The 19,100-nt window shown below is 52.7% G+C and carries 14 protein-coding genes; 10 read left to right on the top strand and 4 right to left on the bottom strand.

Annotation, left to right across the window (positions count from 1 at the left end; all coding sequences use genetic code 11):
• The first annotated feature begins 25 nt into the window (after positions 1-25).
• The 5 genes from glnD (at position 26) to REIFOR_RS04665 (ending at position 7,457) form a co-directional block, all read left to right on the top strand.
• Positions 26-2,707 (top strand): [protein-PII] uridylyltransferase, encoded by a 2,682-nt coding sequence (gene glnD, locus REIFOR_RS04690; protein WP_100256470.1) that lies wholly within the window; start codon positions 26-28, stop codon positions 2,705-2,707.
• Complete coding sequence (gene dapC / locus REIFOR_RS04685; RefSeq protein WP_100256469.1) at positions 2,704-3,894, top strand: succinyldiaminopimelate transaminase; 1,191 nt, start codon at positions 2,704-2,706, stop codon at positions 3,892-3,894. Before glnD ends, dapC begins: the two co-directional genes overlap by 4 nt.
• 18 nt (positions 3,895-3,912) lie before the next feature.
• A complete protein-coding gene (locus REIFOR_RS04680) occupies positions 3,913-4,266 on the top strand; it encodes an arsenate reductase (RefSeq protein WP_100256468.1) in 354 nt (117 codons plus the stop codon).
• A gap of 3 nt (positions 4,267-4,269) precedes the next feature.
• On the top strand, positions 4,270-5,301 hold the full coding sequence (gene dapD / locus REIFOR_RS04675) for a 2,3,4,5-tetrahydropyridine-2,6-dicarboxylate N-succinyltransferase (RefSeq protein ID WP_100256467.1): 1,032 nt from the start codon (positions 4,270-4,272) through the stop codon (positions 5,299-5,301).
• Between the two features lie 1,250 nt (positions 5,302-6,551).
• Positions 6,552-7,457: an AraC family transcriptional regulator gene (locus REIFOR_RS04665; protein ID WP_100256465.1), complete on the top strand. Its 906-nt coding sequence runs from the start codon at positions 6,552-6,554 to the stop codon at positions 7,455-7,457.
• 26 nt (positions 7,458-7,483) lie between these two features.
• On the opposite strand, the gene REIFOR_RS04660 is transcribed toward REIFOR_RS04665, so the two are convergent.
• On the bottom strand, positions 7,484-8,671 hold the full coding sequence (locus REIFOR_RS04660) for a JmjC domain-containing protein (RefSeq protein WP_100256464.1): 1,188 nt from the start codon (positions 8,669-8,671) through the stop codon (positions 7,484-7,486).
• A gap of 476 nt (positions 8,672-9,147) precedes the next feature.
• Complete coding sequence (locus REIFOR_RS04655) at positions 9,148-9,672, bottom strand: peroxiredoxin (protein WP_100256463.1); 525 nt, start codon at positions 9,670-9,672, stop codon at positions 9,148-9,150.
• A gap of 271 nt (positions 9,673-9,943) precedes the next feature.
• On the opposite strand from REIFOR_RS04655, the gene REIFOR_RS04650 reads away from it, so the two are divergent.
• Entirely contained in the window at positions 9,944-11,056 is a 1,113-nt protein-coding gene (locus REIFOR_RS04650) for a phosphoserine transaminase (protein WP_100256462.1), read from the top strand.
• Between the two features lie 195 nt (positions 11,057-11,251).
• Positions 11,252-12,418: a phosphoglycerate dehydrogenase gene (locus REIFOR_RS04645; protein ID WP_100256461.1), complete on the top strand. Its 1,167-nt coding sequence runs from the start codon at positions 11,252-11,254 to the stop codon at positions 12,416-12,418.
• 48 nt (positions 12,419-12,466) lie between these two features.
• Here REIFOR_RS04645 and REIFOR_RS04640 read toward each other — a convergent pair whose 3' ends face one another.
• Both REIFOR_RS04640 and REIFOR_RS04635 read right to left on the bottom strand, forming a co-directional pair.
• Entirely contained in the window at positions 12,467-14,080 is a 1,614-nt protein-coding gene (locus REIFOR_RS04640) for a methyl-accepting chemotaxis protein (RefSeq protein ID WP_100256460.1), read from the bottom strand.
• 168 nt (positions 14,081-14,248) lie between these two features.
• On the bottom strand, positions 14,249-16,720 hold the full coding sequence (locus REIFOR_RS04635) for a glycogen/starch/alpha-glucan phosphorylase (protein ID WP_100256459.1): 2,472 nt from the start codon (positions 16,718-16,720) through the stop codon (positions 14,249-14,251).
• A gap of 264 nt (positions 16,721-16,984) precedes the next feature.
• On the opposite strand from REIFOR_RS04635, the gene REIFOR_RS04630 reads away from it, so the two are divergent.
• The 3 genes from REIFOR_RS04630 (at position 16,985) to REIFOR_RS04620 (ending at position 18,965) form a co-directional block, all read left to right on the top strand.
• Positions 16,985-17,554, top strand: coding sequence for a TetR/AcrR family transcriptional regulator (locus REIFOR_RS04630; RefSeq protein ID WP_100256458.1), 570 nt, complete (start codon positions 16,985-16,987; stop codon positions 17,552-17,554).
• Positions 17,555-17,644: 90 nt separating this feature from the next.
• Positions 17,645-17,824: a hypothetical protein gene (locus REIFOR_RS04625; protein ID WP_100256457.1), complete on the top strand. Its 180-nt coding sequence runs from the start codon at positions 17,645-17,647 to the stop codon at positions 17,822-17,824.
• A 79-nt stretch (positions 17,825-17,903) separates the two neighbouring features.
• A complete protein-coding gene (locus REIFOR_RS04620; RefSeq protein WP_100256456.1) occupies positions 17,904-18,965 on the top strand; it encodes an MBL fold metallo-hydrolase in 1,062 nt (353 codons plus the stop codon).
• Positions 18,966-19,100 lie beyond the last annotated feature (135 nt).

The following is a 19,100-nucleotide window of genomic DNA, read 5'->3' as shown; positions in this document are numbered from 1 at the left end:
CCTTACGTTCTCAAAGGACCAAGTAGTGGATCTCGACCGTTACGCAGACAGCAGTCTGTTTGATAAAGAAGCCGTCACCGAGCAGTTACAACTGGAAACCCCTATTGTGGTGCTCAAAGACGCTTTGCGCAGGCTCAATGAGACCTTGCATCATCGTTTTATTCAGGGCGACCCGATCCGCGGTTTGGTTTTTGGCCGAGCCGCGGCCATGGACGAGCTGTTGCGCAGCACTTGGCGACTGTTCACCTGGACTGAGCCTGAGTCTATAGCCCTGATAGCGGTCGGCGGTTATGGCCGCGGCGAGCTGCTGCCGCACTCCGATATCGATCTACTGATCCTGTTCGATAATGAAACCCTGATTGACCGAAACGTTGAATCTCTACAGCAATTTCTGACCCTCTTGTGGGACATCAAGCTGGAAGTCGGCCACAGCGTGCGCACCATTGACACCTGCGTTGTCGAGGCCCGCAATGACGTGACCGTGACCACTAATCTCATGGAGTCGCGCACCCTGGTCGGTGACGACAATCTCAGAGAACGAGTGTCCGATTCAGTCGGCCCCGACAAAATCTGGCCTAGCCGCGATTTCTACAAGGCCAAAATGAATGAACAGGCCAATCGGTACCAAAAATTCAATGAAACCGAATATAACCTAGAACCCAATGTCAAAGGGGGCCCGGGTGCGTTGCGGGACATCCAAAATATCGGTTGGGTTGCTAAGCGACACTTTGGCGACTCGTCTCTGGCTGACTTGGTCGAACGGGGTTTCCTCACCGATGCCGAGCATCGCACTCTGAAAGAAGGCCAGGACTTCCTCTGGCGGGTGCGTTATGCACTGCATATGATCTCAGAGCGCGAAGAGGATCGATTGCTGTTCAACCTGCAGGAAAAGGTGGCTGAGATGTTCGGCTACAGTGACCGAGAAGGCCAAATAGCGGTAGAGCATCTAATGCAAGACTACTTCCGGCAAGTGTTCCGCCTGCGCACTCTCAATATTATGCTCTTACAGCACTTCGATGAAGAGATATTGGGTGATAGCACATCGGAACAGGTCACCGAGCTAAATGCCCGGTTTCAAATCCGCAACCACTATCTTGAGGTCGTGCACGACAAGGTCTTTACCCGCACACCGTCGGCCTTGTTGGAAATTTTCGTCTTATGCGCTCAAGAAGAGGGCATCAAGGGGATTCGTGCCAGCACCCTGAGACTGCTGTTCGCCAGCCGGAAAGCGATCGACGGCGCCTTTCGTCAGGATCTGCGCAATATCACCTTTTTCATGGAATTGTTACGCAGCCCTAAAGGTGTCTACCATGGGCTGATGCGGATGAATCAATATGGCATATTGGGCCTCTATCTGCCGGAGTTCGGCAAAATAGTCGGGCAGATGCAGTTCGATCTGTTCCATGTCTACACTGTCGATGCCCATACCTTGTTAACCATCCGGAATTTGCGCACCTTTCGCCACGCCGCCAACAGCAAACGCTTCCCGATTGCCACCAAGATCATCCACAAACTGCCCAAGGTGGAGCTGGTCTACATCGCCGCGCTGTATCACGATATCGGCAAGGGTCGGCACACCGACCATTCGGTCGAAGGGGCCATGGATGTCAAGCGCTTTGCCGATCGCCATCGCCTGTCGCCTTGGGATACGGACCTGGTTGTTTGGCTGGTGCGCAATCATCTCCTGATGTCTATGACCGCGCAGCGCCAGGACATTTCCGACCCGGCGGTGATCAATCACTTCGCCCAACAGGTGGGTGGTCACGCGCGCCTAGATTATCTCTATGCCCTAACCGTCGCTGACATCTATGCGACCAATCCAAACCTTTGGAACAGCTGGCGGGCGTCACTGATGGAGCGCCTGTATCGGGAAACTCAAAACGCCTTAAATCGTGGTTTGGACAACCCGGCCGACAAGGCCGAACGGGTCAGCGAGACTAAGCAGGCCGCCCTGCTATTAATGACCGCAGAGGGCTTTGATCCGGATGCCAGCCTCGACCTCTGGGACGATCCTGGTGACGATTACTTTTTGCGTGAAAGCCCGGAAGATATAGCCTGGCATTTGCGTGCCATCGCCAACCACGGTCAAAATGTCCCCCTGGTCCTGATCAAAGAGACCGATGCCAAACAGTATATCGGTGGCACCCAGGTTTTTGTCTATGCCCGCGATCGAGCACATTTGTTTGCCGACATCGCCGCAACGCTGGACACCCTTAGTCTGGATATCCAAGATGCCCGTATTATGACCTCGTCGGCGTCCCTGTTCAGCTTGGATACCTTTATCGTTTTGGAGCAAGATGGCACCACAATCGGTGACAACAGTCAGCGTTTGGCCGAGATTCAACAACGGCTATTAGAGGCCATTGTGACTCCCGATGAAGCACCGACGCCGCAACGACGATTGTCACGGCAGCAAAAACATTTTCAAATTCCACCTGAAATTACCGTCAGCAATGACATGCTAAACCAGCGCACTGTCGTCGAATTGCTCGCCTCAGATCGACCCGGCTTACTGGCCGATATTGGTCGTTGCTTTCGACGACTCCAGCTGACCTTACAAAATGCCCGAATCGCCACCTTGGGCGAACATGTTGAAGACGTGTTTTTCCTGGTCGATGCCAACGGCGAACCACTGCACAGTTCCGCCGACGTGGAGCGGTTGCAATATGAATTGACCGAAACTATTTTGGAAGTAATGGACCGATGAATCCCAATTTACAACGTCTGCAACCCTATCCATTCGAAAAATTACGGGCCAAGATGGCCTCTGTCAAGGCGGCCGATATGACCCCCATTGCATGGTCCATCGGTGAGCCAAAGCACGCCCCGCCGGATTTTTTGCAGGAGCAGATTGTTGCCACCATTGCCGGCTATTCACGCTACCCGGCGACTGCCGGCTTGCCCGCCTTGCGCGAGGCGATCAGCCAATGGTTAATTCGGCGTTTTAAACTGCACAACAACAAGGGCTTTAGTGCCGACCGCCATGTTATCCCGGTGACCGGCACACGCGAGGCACTCTTTTCTGTGGTTCAGGCGCTCTACGATCCGACGGCAGAGGCCAATGAAGTTTGGATGCCCAACCCCTTTTATCAGATTTATGAAGGCGCGGCCTTGCTGGCCGGGGCGAAGGTGCACTACCTTAATTGCGTGGCCGAACACAATTATCAACCGGACTTCGCGGCGCTCAGCGACGACCAGTGGTCACGCTGCCAGCTGTTATTTATCTGCACACCGGGTAATCCAAGTGGCACCGTTCTGTCGTCCGAGCAATTGCAATTTTTAATTAACAAGTCGATCGAATTTAACTTCATCCTAATCAGTGATGAATGCTACAGCGAGCTCTATCGAGACGAGGCTCGGCCGCCGATTGGCTTACTGCAGGCCGCCGAACAGATGGGCCATAGCGACTTCGATAATTGCTTGGTGTTTCACAGCCTGAGTAAAAGGTCCAATTTGCCGGGCTTACGCAGCGGCTTTGTCGCCGGCGATGCCCATTTGATTCGGCATTTTTCCGCCTACCGAACCTACCATGGCTGTGCCATGCCGATACCCCATCAGCAGGTATCCATTGCCGCCTGGAACGATGAAAGCCATGTTCTGGAAAATCGTCGGTTGTACAATGAAAAATTCACTGCGGTGGTTGGCGAACTCAAGTCTTTCTTACCGCTGACCATCCCGGACGGCAGCTTTTATTTGTGGCCGAACCTGGCCGAAGACGACGAGGCGGTGGCACAACGCTGGCTCGAAAAGGCCAATATTCAGGTCTTACCCGGGCAGTACCTGTCGCGCGACAACGCCGGCATCAATCCGGGTTACGGCCATATTCGCATCGCCCTGGTGGCGACATTAGACGATTGTGTCGAGGCCGCGCAGCGTCTAAAGCGCATCTATTAACCAAACAGGGGCGCTCGCTTGATTAAAATTTATGGCATCAAAAACTGCGATACAGTCAAAAAAACATTGCACTGGTTTGCCGAGCAGAACGTGACCGTGGACTTTATCGATTTCAAAAAAGAACCGCCCACGGCCGAGTTGATCCAACAGTGGATCGCCCTATTGGGCTGGGAAAGTCTGATTAATAAGCGCGGCACCACCTGGCGCAAGTTGCCAGAAGCAACCAAAACCTCGGTTGACAGCACTAGCGCAGTGGCCCTAATTCAGCACCAACCAAGCCTGATTAAACGACCCCTGATCGAACTGCAGGGCCATCTTTGGATCGGTTTCGATCTAAGCCAATTTGCACACATTATTTCAAGAGAGAGTTAAGTTATGACCTATTTTTCTGTCGGTCTGGGCACCGCCACTCGTAACAGTGAATTAAAGATTATCGAAGCCTGGTATCCGCAACCCCTTATCGCGCCTTCCGATGACCTGATTAACCGCCTGCTCGCTGTGGTCAAGCATGAGGGTGGTAACACCGCCCATGTGCTCGAGCTGGAGCATTATGCGGCCTTATCGTCGGTCTTTGCAGACGCCGGCATGACACTTAATGTAAAACTACTGGCTGCCGCAGCCCACAGCAAACAGACGCTGGTGCTGACTCTGCTGGAAACCGATAGCGCTCCGGTATCCATCGCCGAAGCCTTTTTAAAATTGCATCTGCTGTCTCATCGCCTCGTCAAACCGCAAAAAATCGTCCTCGCGGGCATCTTTGCCGTGTTACACAACATTGCCTGGACCAGCGAAGGACCGATCGATTTGCCCGAATTGCCAGAACGCCAAATTGCCGCCCGCCTAGCGGGCCGGATCTTGACGGTGCAGTGCGTCGATAAGTTCCCCAAGATGGCCGATTATGTGGTGCCCACCGGCATCCGTATTGGCGACACGGCACGGGTGCGCCTTGGCGCCCATTTGGGTGAAGGTACCACCGTGATGCACGAAGGCTTTGTCAATTTCAATGCCGGCACCGTGGCCGTGTCGATGGTGGAAGGCCGTATCTCGGCTGGTGTTCTGGTCGGCAACGGTTCCGACGTCGGTGGCGGCGCCTCGATTATGGGCACCCTATCGGGCGGTGGCACCGAAGTGGTCTCGATGGGCGAAAATTGCCTCCTCGGGGCTAATTCCGGCACTGGCATTGCACTCGGGGATCGCTGCACCATTGAAGCCGGTCTCTATATTACCGCGGGAACCAAGGTGACCCTACTCGATAGCCACAAGGCGGCGATCAATACGGTCAAGGCGCGCGAGCTGTCTGGCATGTCCGATCTGTTGTTCTGGCGCAATGCCCTGACCGGACGAGTCGAATGCTTGACCAATAAGTCTGCGGTAGAGCTGAACTCGGAACTGCATTTGCACAACTGAGTCCGCTACTCGACTGACGGCTGCCAGCATGGCGGCCGTTTGGGTGCTGAATCGACCCAGGCACCCAGGCATCCACTGCTGGTCGCCAACTCAGTGCAACGGGCCGATGATCTTGTAGATATCACGCACGGCCGCACCCTGCAGTCGCGCATTTCGTTTATGCCCTTCTTTAGCCCTTTCCTAACCTCATATAAGGTTAATAAGATTTACCTTATCGGTAAGCTGTCCTAGATAGCCTTGAAAGCCTTGATTCACGACGATTGGGGCCACGCCGTGGAGCCAGAATACCGAAGCCCTGCGTTTAACCGCATTGGTCAAAGAAGCCTCAGCAGTGCGCCGGAAAACCTACCAGCACATGTAGCGATAAAATGCCTTTAGATGAAACGGTCGTGGCTTACCGCGGTAGAACTTAGAACAGCTTCCCGATCAACCAGACGCTATGCATATTACAATATTGAGCTCAGCCGCCTCACTAATAAACCAAAAAAAATTAAAGTATCAATTAATTAAAATAGTATTGGTTTGGATGTTTTTGATTCAAGTTTAAAGCACAAAATCGCACTAGAGCTGACTAATTTAATAAACTATTATATGTACTATTTACCTTATTTTTGATGATTTTATTTTCACTTTTTAATTATCATAAAAATCACAGACATCCCAAACACTCGCTGCCGAACCGTATAGCACAGGCTCGCACTATTTTAAGACCACCTCAGGCAATACCAGAGTTACAAAAAAAACAATTTAAGACATACAAAAAAATATCAATCTCGAATGGAGAAACGCGCTATAGGACCCATTCCCATTGACCTTAAGACCCTTAATGGTAAGCCCAGAGATGATAAGATCACCGTCATCCAGGAAGAAAAATCTCTATTTTAAACGAAGCCCACCCATTATCAAACCAATAAAAAAATTAAAAATAACTGATACTATTTCATCAAACAAAAAAAACAGCCTGATTAATACAACTTAACAATATTCCCTAAAAAGGCGCCGCCTTGACCGAAGCAAATCAAATAAACTATTCTTATATCCATAAAGAGGTATGCAACAAAAACCAAAGACAATACTTACTTACGAAATCACGACTCTTGCTTAATGAAAATGGTAAGCTGATTTTGGCCGGTCGGTATTCGTTACCTTTCGAGCCGTCTGCTCTTAGGACCCAACAAAAAAGTAAATGCAAATTTTTAGTAGACGATCCCGTCGTGACTAAAGTTCAGGCAAGGTATTTAGAGGGTATTATGGACGGAAACACAATCGCAACCAGAGGGCTTTTAGTGACCCCTGAGTTGCCGGCTTTGAATGACACCAATTCGTCTATTCGCTATCTCGAGCACGGTGCATCCAGTGCCCAAGCCACCTGGCATTGCCACAAAGAATTGGAACTGCATCTGGTGGTAGCCAGTTCTGGGCGGTTTTTTATTGGCGACTATATTGGCCGCTATGAACCCGGCCATCTGGTACTGACCGGCGCTAACCTGCCGCACATATGGATTGCGGATTCAGACTCACAAACGGAGTCGACCCCTGAACCCCTAAGGATCAAGGTCATTAATTTTGACGGCGACATGTTTGAAGCAGCGAGCCAGCATATTTCGGAACTGCGGGAGATCGTGAATATCATTCGCACGGGAGGCGCTGGCCATGAGTTTCAACCGCGCGACCTCGCGATCTACACCGATCTGTATGAACGTATTGCCAGCAGCGATGGCTTGGAAAAAATGATCGCTTTTCTGGAACTGATGAATAACTTGGTAACGGAGGAAAAGACTACTCTATCGACGGCTCGGGATTGGCAAGATTTTGCCGGCCCAACCCTGCGCGTGGTTAACAAGGCGATCGATTTTATCTTACAACATTACAACGAAAAAATTAGACTCGAAGATGTCGCCTTGCATGTCAGGCTTTCGCCGAATCGCCTGTCCAAGTACTTCTTCGAATCGACCGGCATTAAGTACATCGACTTTCTGATCAAGGTTCGAATTAGCAAGGCGTGTGAGCAATTGAAAACATCTCACAATCAAATCACCAAGATTTGTTACGACTCCGGCTTTACCAATGTCTCGAACTTTAATCGCCATTTTCTGCGCATCAAGGGTATGACCCCCAAGCAATATCGGGATCGGGCCAACCTACGACTAAGCTAGCATTGGTGGTCGGTTCGGGACAGACCTCAAGAGGTCTTGCGGTCTAACCAGAGTAGATCCTTCGCCAGCAGTTGCGCGAAGGCGTCCAGCTCGACCTCGCGGTCCGAGCGCTGGTATTGGCTGATGATTTCCTGTGGTGAAAATCCCTCGGTAAGGCGTAGTAGGTCGAACACCCAGCGATAACCAGCAGACAGACGAATGTCTCCACCGCTAAAGTACACCCGCAGAGCGGATTCATCGAAGACAAAGTACTGTTCCGGATTGACGATCAGACGAGTATCGAGGGTTAGCACCGGATCGCCACGGTGCAACTGTCGATCTAACTGCAGATTGAGCGGTGCCAGTTGACTGGCGAAGTTTTTATGCACTGCCAATAAGGCATCATCGACCAGCCCTGGTTCGGATCGAAGTCGACTAGTTAGAGCATCCAGATAGCCCAACAACCCGGCTCGAGCGTTCTCCCCCTGAGCCGGACTAAAGTCCTCCGCCCGCAGCGCCGGTCGCAAGGAATCCAGATCCGGCCGCGTCGGTGCCAGCAATTCCAACAAAAGATCCCGCAGGCGCAAACTGCAAATCGAGAACGTAAAATGCAGCGACTGCTCACTTCCAGTTGCGGCCTTATAACAACTGCCGCGCGGGAGATAGAGGATATCACCTACGGCCAACTTCAGTTGTTTGAGCGTTTTACACTGTTCGACCCGAGTCGACTGGTAGGCTTCCCCCCCAAAGGGCCTAAACTCGCTGTTAAAATCGACCTGCCAGTTATTGCTGCCGCTCACCTGGACGACAAAAGCATCCTGATCGTCATACTGCAGCGCCTGACCCTCACTGTACGAAGGTGACCAATGGGCGAGGCAGCGGGTTGGGCAGGCAAACTGACGGCTTAACTGCCGACAGAGCGTAGCAAAGAGGCCATTTTTGGTCTGTAAATTGTCTACCAGCAGTGTATGGCCCTGCTCAAAGGCTTGCCTGAGCAGGTCGGCCGTCGGCGCCTGATCGGCAAACCTGGCATCTGCTGAATCAAACTTGGCTAGGCGAATATCACCCCACTGATGTTGGTTCAACCAGCAGATATCGGCGAGTGAGAAAGACGCTTGCAGCGCAGGCACCAGGTTTGACTTTTGGGTTGGAAAACAGAAGGCGACCTGGCCAAAGACTTGCTGTAAAAAAGAGGTGATATCGGGTATCCCCAATGGATTAGGCGCGTTTGTCATAGCAAACCTCTGGTTTATTGTAGGTCATAGGCTGGGTTACTGTGCTGCCTGAGGCCTGCGAAAGGCCAGGGATGGGTCTTGCATTGCTGTTGCGATAATTCATCGCGCACTTGGAACCTACTCAACATCTGCATCTATATCTCCTGCTCTTCGCTGGTACCCGCCCTACGCATTGGCTCAAGCATAGGGATCGAGATCAAATTGGCGTTGTCCAGATGAATTTAGGCGATAGCGGGTCTAAAACAATTGGCGCTGTTAAAACTTTAGATTCACATCACAAAAATGTACGCCGGGCGGCAGGCCAAGGCTATTTCGACAGGGAACCTTGTTGCGAATTAAATCAAGTAGCGGGAGTGGCGCGGATCTGGGCTCTGAGCAAGCGTTTTACAGGGGAACTATTTTGAGCCCGCTCAGCGGCCGTGACAAGCATCAGTCATGGCCGCTGTAACAAAGCTCTATTAGCGGTCTAAAGGCTTTTAGCGCGCTTTTAGGTAGTTCAGCATGGTATCGGCATCGGACACTTCAAAGGGGTCGGTGGCGCAATTGTCGGCAAAACCGGCCTCGCTGAACAACTTACTAATCTGGCCATTTTCAACATGCATGGCATAACGCCAGCTGCGTTGACCAAAGCCGAGATTGTTCTTGTCGACTAACATACCCATTTTACGGGTAAATTCGCCATTGCCATCGGGCAGCAGAAAGACGTTTTCGGCCTTCTGACTTTGACCCCACTGATACATTACGAAGGCATCATTGACCGAGACACAGACCACTGCATCGACGCCCTGGGCTTGAAATTCGCTGTACAGCTCTTCATAACGTGGCAGATGCGAAGTTGAGCAGGTTGGCGTAAAGGCGCCCGGTAGGGAAAAAACCACAACGTTTTTACCGGCAAACAGCTCATCGGTACTGACATCTTGCCATTCAAACGGATTCGGGCCGCCTAAGGCTTCATTGCGCACTCGGGTTTTAAAGACAACGGACGGGACACTGTTTTGCATACTGAACTCCTGACGATCGATTAGCTGGGGCGCTAGTTTAGTTGCACTGCTAACCTAAACACCAGCTCAATTTGGCTTTGTCGGCGGCACAGGCCCGCGCCAGATGTGAATGCGACGCGCGCAACTCGGCGATGCATATATTTCACCACCAGGTTAGAACTCTTTGATCAGAAAGGTTTTGGCTCCCTTTGGTTTCGGCGTACCATGATTCGATGATGTAATTGACCTATTTTATAGCGATTAAACTGACCAAAGGGACAGATAAAGCATTATGAAACCAAGCCTTAAACCCCAGAATCCGAATTTCTCCTCCGGGCCGTGCAGTAAACGTCCGGGTTACCGCCTCAGCAACCTCGATCAAACCTTACTCGGCCGATCGCACCGCTCGAGCATTGGCAAAATCGCGCTGAAAAAAGCCTGTGACCAAACTGCACAACTGCTGGATCTACCGGCCGGCTATCGGGTTGGGGTCGTACCGGGGTCCGACACCGGTGCCATGGAAATCGCGATGTGGAGCCTACTGGGTCCGCGGCCGGTCGATGTATTCGGGTGGGAGTCCTTTGGCCAGGGCTGGATTACCGACATTACCAAACAATTAAAGCTGCCCGAAGTGCGCACGCTGACCGCCGACTATGGCCAACTGCCCGATATGACTCAGGCGAACCCGGAGCACGACACGGTCTTTACCTGGAACGGCACCACCTCTGGGGCCAAGTTGCCCAATGGCGACTGGATTGCCGATGAACGCACCGGCCTAACCATTTGCGATGCCACTTCCGCGGTATTTGCCATGGAGCTGCCCTGGTCCAAGCTGGATGTTGTGACCTTTTCCTGGCAGAAGGTACTCGGTGGTGAAGGGGCCCACGGCATGTTGATCTTGTCCCCGCGTGCGGTGGAGCGATTAGAGTCCTATACCCCAGCTTGGCCGATGCCGAAAATATTTCGCCTGACCGCCGGTGGCAAACTCAGTGAGGGTATATTCCGCGGCGAAACCATCAATACGCCGTCGATGCTCTGCGTCGCCGACTACCTCGATGCCTTGTCTTGGGTGGAACAGATTGGCGGCGTGCAACAGAGCATTGCCAAATCGACGGCCAACTTGGCCGTTTTAGAAGCCTTTGTCGAACAGACTCCTTGGATTCATTTTCTGGCCCAGGAAGCGGCTATTCGCTCCAATACCAGTGTCTGTTTTACGCTCGATCTGAGCGCCGAACAAATTAAGCAACTGGTGAAACTGTTGGCGGACGAGGGCGTTGCATATGACATCGGCGCCTATAAGGACGCTCCAGACGGGTTACGAATTTGGGCTGGTGCGACCGTTGAAGAAGCCGATTTGTCTGCCCTGCTGCCTTGGCTTGACTGGGCTTATACCCAAGTCGCCTGAAGCGATTGCCGATGTTTGGCCTAAAGCAGGCTAGCCTATTTGGGACCCCAGGGGTTCCAACTGGGTCACCTGAACTCATAGTCACAATAAGTCATTGCGCGTCATCGACAGTGCTGGAACGGCTCAGTTAGCACCCCGTGCTGACACCGAATCACCGACTGTCGGGAGCGCTGTTACCTAGGACAGGAAGCACCTATGTATAAAATTCGCACCTATAACACCATTGCCGTCGAAGGCCTCGATCAATTCCCGCGCGCCCAATATGAGGTCGGCAGCGAAATTGCCCAACCCGATGGGATTTTACTGCGCAGCGCCACGTTGCACGACCTAACATTCCCGACCGGCCTTAAGGCGATAGCGCGCGCCGGGGCTGGCGTCAATAATGTCCCGGTAGAGCGCTGCACCGAATCCGGCATCGTGGTTTTCAACAGTCCCGGTGCCAATGCCAATGCGGTCAAGGAGCTGGTCATGGCCGGCCTATTGCTGTCCTCGCGCGGTATTTATGCCGGCCTGAGCTACACAGCGGGTCTGTCAGAGGTCACGGCGGAGGATATGGGTCCACTGCTCGAGGCCGAGAAGAAGCATTTCAAGGGCCAGGAATTGATGGGCAAGACACTCGGCGTGGTGGGCCTCGGCGCTATTGGCTCCAGTGTGGCCAATATGGCGCTGGGTATGGGCATGAAGGTGATCGGCTACGACCCGGCCATCTCAATCGATGCCGCCTGGCGTTTACCCAATCAGGTCCAAAAGGCGGAGAATTTGCAACAGTTGCTCAGCCGCAGTGACTACATTAGCCTGCATGTACCGGCGATCGAGGCGACCAAAAACCTGATTAACAGCACCAGTTTGGCCAGCATCAAGGACGGCGCAAAGCTACTCAATTTTGCCCGGGAATCGATCGTTAATACCGCCGATGCCCTCGTCGCGCTTAACACCGGCAAGCTCTCCGCCTATGTCACGGATTTCCCCAGCCCAGAACTGATCAATCGACCCGATGTGATTGCCCTACCGCATTTAGGAGCCAGCACGCGAGAGGCAGAGGACAACTGTGCCATTATGGGTGCGCGCCAACTGATTGAATTTATTGAACACGGCAATATTCGCAATTCGGTCAATTTCCCCAACTGTGAACTGGAGCGCACCACGGCTTATCGGATCTGTTTTGCCAATCAAAACGTGCCCAAGGTCCTGAGCCAGGTCCTGAACCTGCTCGCCGAGGAGAATATCAATGTGGTCGAAATGTTGAATAAGAGCCGGGATAATATCGCCTACAATATTTTGGATATCGACAGCGAACCGTCCGCTGAGGTTTTGGCGGCCATTGCCGGCACCGAACAGGTATTTCATCTGCGCTCGATCTAATTGGCTCGGCCGGCTAGCGGCCGGCCTTACGAGCGAGCGAGCGAGCGCTCAGCGGATTTTCACTTGCTCGCTGATGGTGGTAAAGGATTGTAGGCTCTGTTTCATATACCCGCTAAGACGGTCACTGCGACCGATTTTGTGCATAACCTGGGCCGACAAATCCTCAATCATCTGGGTGCGCGCACTGATCGTCTGCACATTGCTGAGCTGAATCTCAGTGATATCATGCACCCGTTGATTGGATCGATAGATCGCCTCTATATAACCAAAGGTCTTGCTCAACGACTCAATAACATCCTCACTTAAGGCCGCATTGCGCGCCGCAACCGCCTTATTCTGGTTGATCGTCGTAACCGCCGTGTCGGCCAGTTTTTGCAACGCATCGACGGTTTGGCGGATCTCCCCAGTGGACTCCTGAGTGCGCTGCGCCAGTGCCCGCACCTCGTCTGCGACCACCGCGAAACCGCGCCCCTGTTCTCCGGCGCGGGCGGCTTCGATGGCCGCATTGAGGGCTAACAAATTGGTCTGGTCGGCTATACCACTGATGGTCGACACCACCGTATTGATCGATTGGCACTGACCGGCCAGATCGGTGATGGCGACTTCGGCGTGGTCTAGGTGCTGCTCCAATTCCCGCACGATGGTGTTGGCGTCGCCCAAATTAGTGCGACTGGCATTGACCTGCTCACGCGCATCACCGGTTTCCAATACCGTCTGCTGTACCGCCTCCTGCATCGCCCGAGTTGAGGCCATAAGCGCCTCCACTTCCGCGACAATTCGGGCACTTTCCTGGACCTGATGTTCGATCACCTCGGTGGCATCTTGCATCGAAAACAGCAGGGCATAGGAATAGGCCGAATTCAAATTGGAGCCACCGACAATCTGGCTAATAAAATGTTGGAATTTTGCGCCGATGCGGCTCGACGCCGTCACAATAGCGCCTAACTCATCGCGTCGCCCGTCGTCCAAATCATGGGTTAAGTCGCCATCGGCGATGGCGCTCAAACGCTCGGCGATCTTGTGGGCTGGCGTCGCGACCCGCACGACGACAAAGACGAACATCAGCAGTAGGATCGCCGCAAGCGCGGCAAAGCTGGCCAACAGGGTGACTATATGACGGCTGATCGTACTCTGCGCCTGAGCGATATTCTGCCGGGCGAGCAATTCGATCTGTTGATGAAGCTGGTCGAGCTTAGCGCCGATTGCCGCAGCGGAATCATCGAACGGCGTCATCAGCAGATTGCCAGCCGCGGGGCCCCCATCTATATAGGCCTGAGCCATATTCTTACCGGCACCGTAGTAGGCGTCAAATACCGGTAAAATCGCGCGATAGAGTGCTTCATTGGCCGGGTCCAACGCCAACAGCTGCTGAATATTTTGACGAAAGTTTTGATAGGCACTCTTGGCTTCATCGAAGCCATCGTTCAAACCATCCTGAGCGCGTGTCGCGCTGATGTCGGTAAGCCATTGCTGTACTTGAATGGTATTGATGCGCGCTTCATAGCCTTGACGAATAATTGGCAAGAGTACCGTTTCATTTTTGGCCAACATTTGCCGCAACAGACGGACATCGGTGTAGACGAAGAGAGCGAGAACAATCGACAGTGCAAGGGCCAGCAAAGCCAAGAGCCCGGTTAGGTGTTTAATGGTCAAGTGATTCATCGCCTATGAGGTTCTTTCCAGCTTCGTTTCAATAAGTTTATGTCATAATTTCGGTTGCGCAAGGCGTGCGCCCGTGGGCCTCGATTGGCAGCTAATTAAAAAAGGCGCCGAAGCGCCTAGAAGGTTTTGGTACAGTGGACGTGGACCGTCAACAGCCCATGCGTGCGATCAAGACTTGGCCGGGACGGCCTTGATATGCCAAATATTTTCGGCATAGTCTTGAATCGATCGGTCCGAATTGAACTTCGCCAAACTGGCCGTATTCATAATGGCAGCTCGGGCCCAGGCCTTTTTGTCACGGTATAGTGTGTCGATTTTTTTCTGTGCCTCGCTGTAGGCCTCAAAGTCGGCCAGGACCATAAAGGAATCCGACTCAATCAAGTTGCGTTTGACTTCAGATAACAGACCGGGCTCTCCTGGGGTAAAGAAATCACCATCTAACCAGTCGAGCACCGCCTTCAGTTCATCGTTGCTGCGATAATAATCGGCCGGCTGATAACCCTTGGCCAACAACGCCTCGACGTCATCCACTTCCATACCGAAGATCACCACATTGTCGGTGCCGGCTTCTTCGGCAATTTCAATATTTGCGCCGTCCATGGTACCAATGGTGATGGCACCGTTTAACGCCAGCTTCATATTACCGGTGCCCGAGGCTTCTTTGCCTGCCAGTGAAATTTGCTCGGAGACATCGGACGCCGGAATCAGTTTTTCGGCTAGCGACACTCGATAGTTGGGTAGGAAGACGACCTTGAGTTTATTGTTGATACGCACATCATTGTTAATTTTTTCAGCAACCTTATTGATCGCAAAAATAATTTCCTTCGCCAAGCGATAACCTGGCGCGGCCTTGGCGCCGAAGATAAAGACGCGTGGGTGCAAATCATAGTTCGGATCGATCAATAGGCGGCGATAGAGCGCCATAATGTGCAATAGGTTAAGGTGCTGACGTTTGTATTCGTGCAAGCGCTTGATCTGCACATCGAAGATCGCATCGGCACTGACCTCGATACCGGTTAACTCTCGGATCACCTTAACAAAATCTTCCTTGTTAGCTTGCTTGACGGCCATATAGTCTTTCTGGAACGCAGCGTCATCGGCGAGGGCTTTTAGGCCAGATAGTTTCTCAAGATAACGTGGCCAATCGGCATCGACATGCTTTTCGATCAGACTCGACAAGCGCGGATTGCAGGCCTTCATCCAGCGTCGTGGAGTGATGCCATTGGTGACATTGGTGAACTTGGTGGGCCAAAGCGCATTGAGTTCTGGGAACAGATCTTTCTTGACCAATTCGGAGTGAATCTGCGCCACACCGTTAACCGTGTGCGAGCCAACCGCGGACAGATTGCCCATGCGTACCATCTGCGCCGAGCCTTCTTCGATGATCGACAGCTTGCGTTTAACGGCATCATCGCCAGGCCATTTGGCTTCAACCTCGTCCTGTAAAAAGCGTGAGTTGATTTCGAAAATAATTTCCATATGGCGCGGCAAAACCTTTTCGATCAACTTTAACGGCCAACGTTCGAGGGCTTCAGGCAACAGGGTATGGTTTGTGTAGGCGAAGGTGGCGCGGGTCATGGTCCACGCGTCATGCCAAGTGAAGCCTTCTTCATCGACCAGGATACGCATCAATTCTGGGATCGCGATGGCCGGGTGAGTATCGTTCAACTGCATGGCATTGAGTTCGGCAAACTTGCTCAGATCGTTACCGTGAGCGCTCTTATAGCGGCGCATCACATCGGCAATCGAGGCGGCGCTGAAAAAATATTGCTGGATCAGGCGCAGTTCTTTACCCGCTTCGGTTTCATCATTGGGGTAGAGCACCTTGGAGACGGTTTCGGCTTGCACCGATTCGGCATAGGCATCGAGATAACCGCCAGAGTTAAAGACATCCCAGTCGAAAAACTTATCGGCACGCGATTCCCACAAGCGCAGGATATTCACATTTTGACCGCCGTAACCGACGATCGGGATATCCCAGGGAATGGCACGTAAGGTTCGGCTCGGGCGCCACACTTTACGCGATTGGCCCTGCTCATAAACCGTTTCCACATAGCCGTATAGCTTAACGGTCTGCTGCGATTCCGGTCGGCATATTTCCCATGAACTGCCAAACTCACGCCACTCGTCGGGCCGCTCCACCTGGCGACCCTTGTAAAATTCTTGCCGAAACAGGCCGTGTTCATAGTGAATGCCATAGCCAATGGCCGGCAAACTCAGGGTCGCCATCGAATCGATAAAGCAGGCTGCCAGACGACCTAATCCGCCGTTGCCCAGGGCCATATCGGGCTCTTCTTCCAAGATATCGGACAGGCTCTGACCCAGGTCTGTCATCGCCGCATCGGCAATTTCATAGAGGCCGAGATTCTGCAAGTTGTTCGACATCAGTCGACCCATCAGAAATTCCAATGACAAATAGTGCACCGCCCGTGTGCCTTTGCCAGCATGGGTCTTTCGGGTACGGCTGACACCGTCGTAGACAAACTCGTTGATGGCCGCGGCAATGGCCTGATTCCACGCTTGCTGGGAGGCCTTTTCTTCATAGGTCCCGAGGGTGGAATGTAAATGCTTCAGGACCGATTCTTTGAATTGCGGCACTGTTAGTTGCGGTTGCGGTGCCGCGGATAGGTTAGTCGCCATCTTTTTATCACCTTAAGCAGAAGAGGAATTGGGTGCGGTAAGGCAGTAGACACTCACCGGCAGGTTAAACCTGCGCTAGATAGGATCATAAACTGTTGAGCACAAAGGTGTAGTTTGAAATCTCGGGTCAGGAAAACCGCCGCTACCTCCACCTTGCGGACCCATGGGGGTTAGCTGAGTAGGTTTACTGACAGCAGCTTGGGCTGAAACGGTTCGGGCAGGATGAAAATTGACTGACTAGTCATTCATTGTTAAGCTCAAGCCATGACAGACAAACGCACTCAACTGATCAACGCCGCCACCGACCTCTTTGCCCGAGAAGGGTTCTGGAACACCTCGACCGCGCGGATCGCTAAGCATGCCGGCGTGGCCACCGGGACGCTGTTTAATTACTTCGCCAGTAAAGAAGCCTTGATCGATGCGGTCTATGTGGAAATTAAGACGCGCGTCGCCGATGCCACCTTACCCGGCCTGCCGGATTTGAACGATACCGTCGCCTGCTTTAACCACTTTTGGTGCACTTACATCCGCTGGGGTGTCGATAACCCGATAGAACACGACCTGTTACAACAAATGAAATTGGCCAATATGGCCAGTCAAGAGGCTGAGACTCAGCTCCACCAACAGTTTGCCGTGATGGGCCAATTATTGGAGCACTTCAGTCGGTTGGACAATACCGTCGCGGTGCCCTTGCCCTATATGATCAAGCTTATTTTCGCGCAGCTGGAAGTTGCGATCGACAGCGCCATTGACGCCAATTTAACCGGCGCAGCACTGCAACAACATATCGACACCGGCTTCGCGATTGCGCTGCGTAGCTTAACGATCAATTAAGCAAATACGACTCAAAGCCCTTAATTCACGGCATTTAGCGACCCGGTCAGGTTGGATCGGTCACTCATTTGGTAAGCAAAGGTACTAACGATGAATAAGACCAATTGGACATTAGATCAGGCCCCCAGCCAAGCAGGCAAAATCGCACTGAAAACCGGTGCGAATGTCGGCTTAGGCTATGAAACCGCCCTAGGGCTGGCCCAGACCTTAACCCAGCAAGATTTCTTCGCCACAGAAGATTCTAATATGGCGGTTGCTCAGGATGTTTAATCGTCCGCGGCGCAGTCAATGGAAGAAAAAATTAGGCATTGGCCTAGTATCTATTACGGTCCTATTAGGAGGCTCGGTAATGAGTGTCGGCACTATATTAAACAGCAGTCCTTCGACCGAAGAACTGACCCAACGTTCGGCACAATACGCCGACGGCAAGTTTCGCAATCCGGTTGAGGCCATGAAGATGTCAATGTCCGGCCTGTGGAGTATGTTCAAGGATTATCGCAAACATAAGAGCGAACAGGCCACGCCAACCGATGCCCTGCCGGTGCTGAATATCGATCCGGCGTCATTGCTCAACCTGCCCAGCGCCGAGAGCCGCTTTTATCGCCTCGGGCACTCTACCCTGCTGATCTGGCTCAATGGTGAATTCTGGCTCACCGATCCAGTCTTTTCCAAACGCGCCTCGCCCGTTCAGTTTGCCGGACCGAAACGCTTTCATCAGCCGCCAATCGGGATAGCGCAATTGCCGCAAATTAAAGCCGTGGTGTTATCGCATAACCACTACGATCACATGGACAAAGCGAGCATTAAGCAGCTCATCGCCAAGGTGGAGTTTTTTGTCTGTCCGCTCGGGCTTGGGGCCGATCTAATCAAATGGGGTGTCAATCCCGCTAAGGTCATCGAACTCGATTGGTGGCAGGACACCGACGTGGCCGGTGTCACCCTAACGGCCACGCCGTCACAGCACTTTAGTGGCAGAGGCCTAACCGATCGAGATCGGACTCTGTGGGCCTCCTGGGTATTTAGCGCGCCCGAACAGCCTGGCCGCGACGCGCAACGCCTGTTCTTTAGTGGCGATACCGGATACTTCGATGGCTTTAAGGAGATCGGCACACGCTTTGGACCCTTTGATGTCACCTTTATGGAGACCGGTGCCTACAACAAGAACTGGGCCGGGGTGCATATGCTGCCCGAAGAATCGGTTCAGGCTCATCTCGATCTAGGCGGTAAACAGATGGTGCCGATCCATAACAGCACTTTCGATTTGAGTTTGCACAGCTGGTTTGATCCCTTTGAACGGGTCACGGCCGCAGCCGCGGCGAGCAACGTTCAGGTCAACACACCGGTCATCGGCGAGGCCATTGTGCTTGGCCAGATGAGTAGCAATCCGTTGTGGTGGCTGGAGGTGCGATAATAGATCGCGAACTCGATAAGGGTTTGACCGGCCAAGCACCGGTTTAACCCAGGTTTTGGACTCTGTTCTGCAAAAATCCGGTAAACCCCCTTGTATCGGTCGCCTTAAGCCCTTAATTTGCCTGCAGTCTTCTCA

It is taken from the genome of Reinekea forsetii (genome assembly GCF_002795845.1).
GTDB lineage: Bacteria > Pseudomonadota > Gammaproteobacteria > Pseudomonadales > Natronospirillaceae > Reinekea > Reinekea forsetii.
This window is presented reverse-complemented; position numbering and strand designations above follow the sequence as displayed.

Bases quoted from the DNA above. Each gene is read 5' to 3' on its own strand.
- dapC (WP_100256469.1), top strand. From the start codon at position 2,704: ATGAATCCCAATTTACAACGTCTGCAACCCTATCCATTCGAAAAATTA.
- dapD (WP_100256467.1), top strand. From the start codon at position 4,270: ATGACCTATTTTTCTGTCGGTCTGGGCACCGCCACTCGTAACAGTGAA.
- REIFOR_RS04665 (WP_100256465.1), top strand. From the start codon at position 6,552: ATGGACGGAAACACAATCGCAACCAGAGGGCTTTTAGTGACCCCTGAG.
- REIFOR_RS04660 (WP_100256464.1), bottom strand. From the start codon at position 8,671: ATGACAAACGCGCCTAATCCATTGGGGATACCCGATATCACCTCTTTT.
- REIFOR_RS04655 (WP_100256463.1), bottom strand. From the start codon at position 9,672: ATGCAAAACAGTGTCCCGTCCGTTGTCTTTAAAACCCGAGTGCGCAAT.
- REIFOR_RS04650 (WP_100256462.1), top strand. From the start codon at position 9,944: ATGAAACCAAGCCTTAAACCCCAGAATCCGAATTTCTCCTCCGGGCCG.
- REIFOR_RS04645 (WP_100256461.1), top strand. From the start codon at position 11,252: ATGTATAAAATTCGCACCTATAACACCATTGCCGTCGAAGGCCTCGAT.
- REIFOR_RS04640 (WP_100256460.1), bottom strand. From the start codon at position 14,080: ATGAATCACTTGACCATTAAACACCTAACCGGGCTCTTGGCTTTGCTG.
- REIFOR_RS04635 (WP_100256459.1), bottom strand. From the start codon at position 16,720: ATGGCGACTAACCTATCCGCGGCACCGCAACCGCAACTAACAGTGCCG.
- REIFOR_RS04630 (WP_100256458.1), top strand. From the start codon at position 16,985: ATGACAGACAAACGCACTCAACTGATCAACGCCGCCACCGACCTCTTT.
- REIFOR_RS04625 (WP_100256457.1), top strand. From the start codon at position 17,645: ATGAATAAGACCAATTGGACATTAGATCAGGCCCCCAGCCAAGCAGGC.
- REIFOR_RS04620 (WP_100256456.1), top strand. From the start codon at position 17,904: ATGAGTGTCGGCACTATATTAAACAGCAGTCCTTCGACCGAAGAACTG.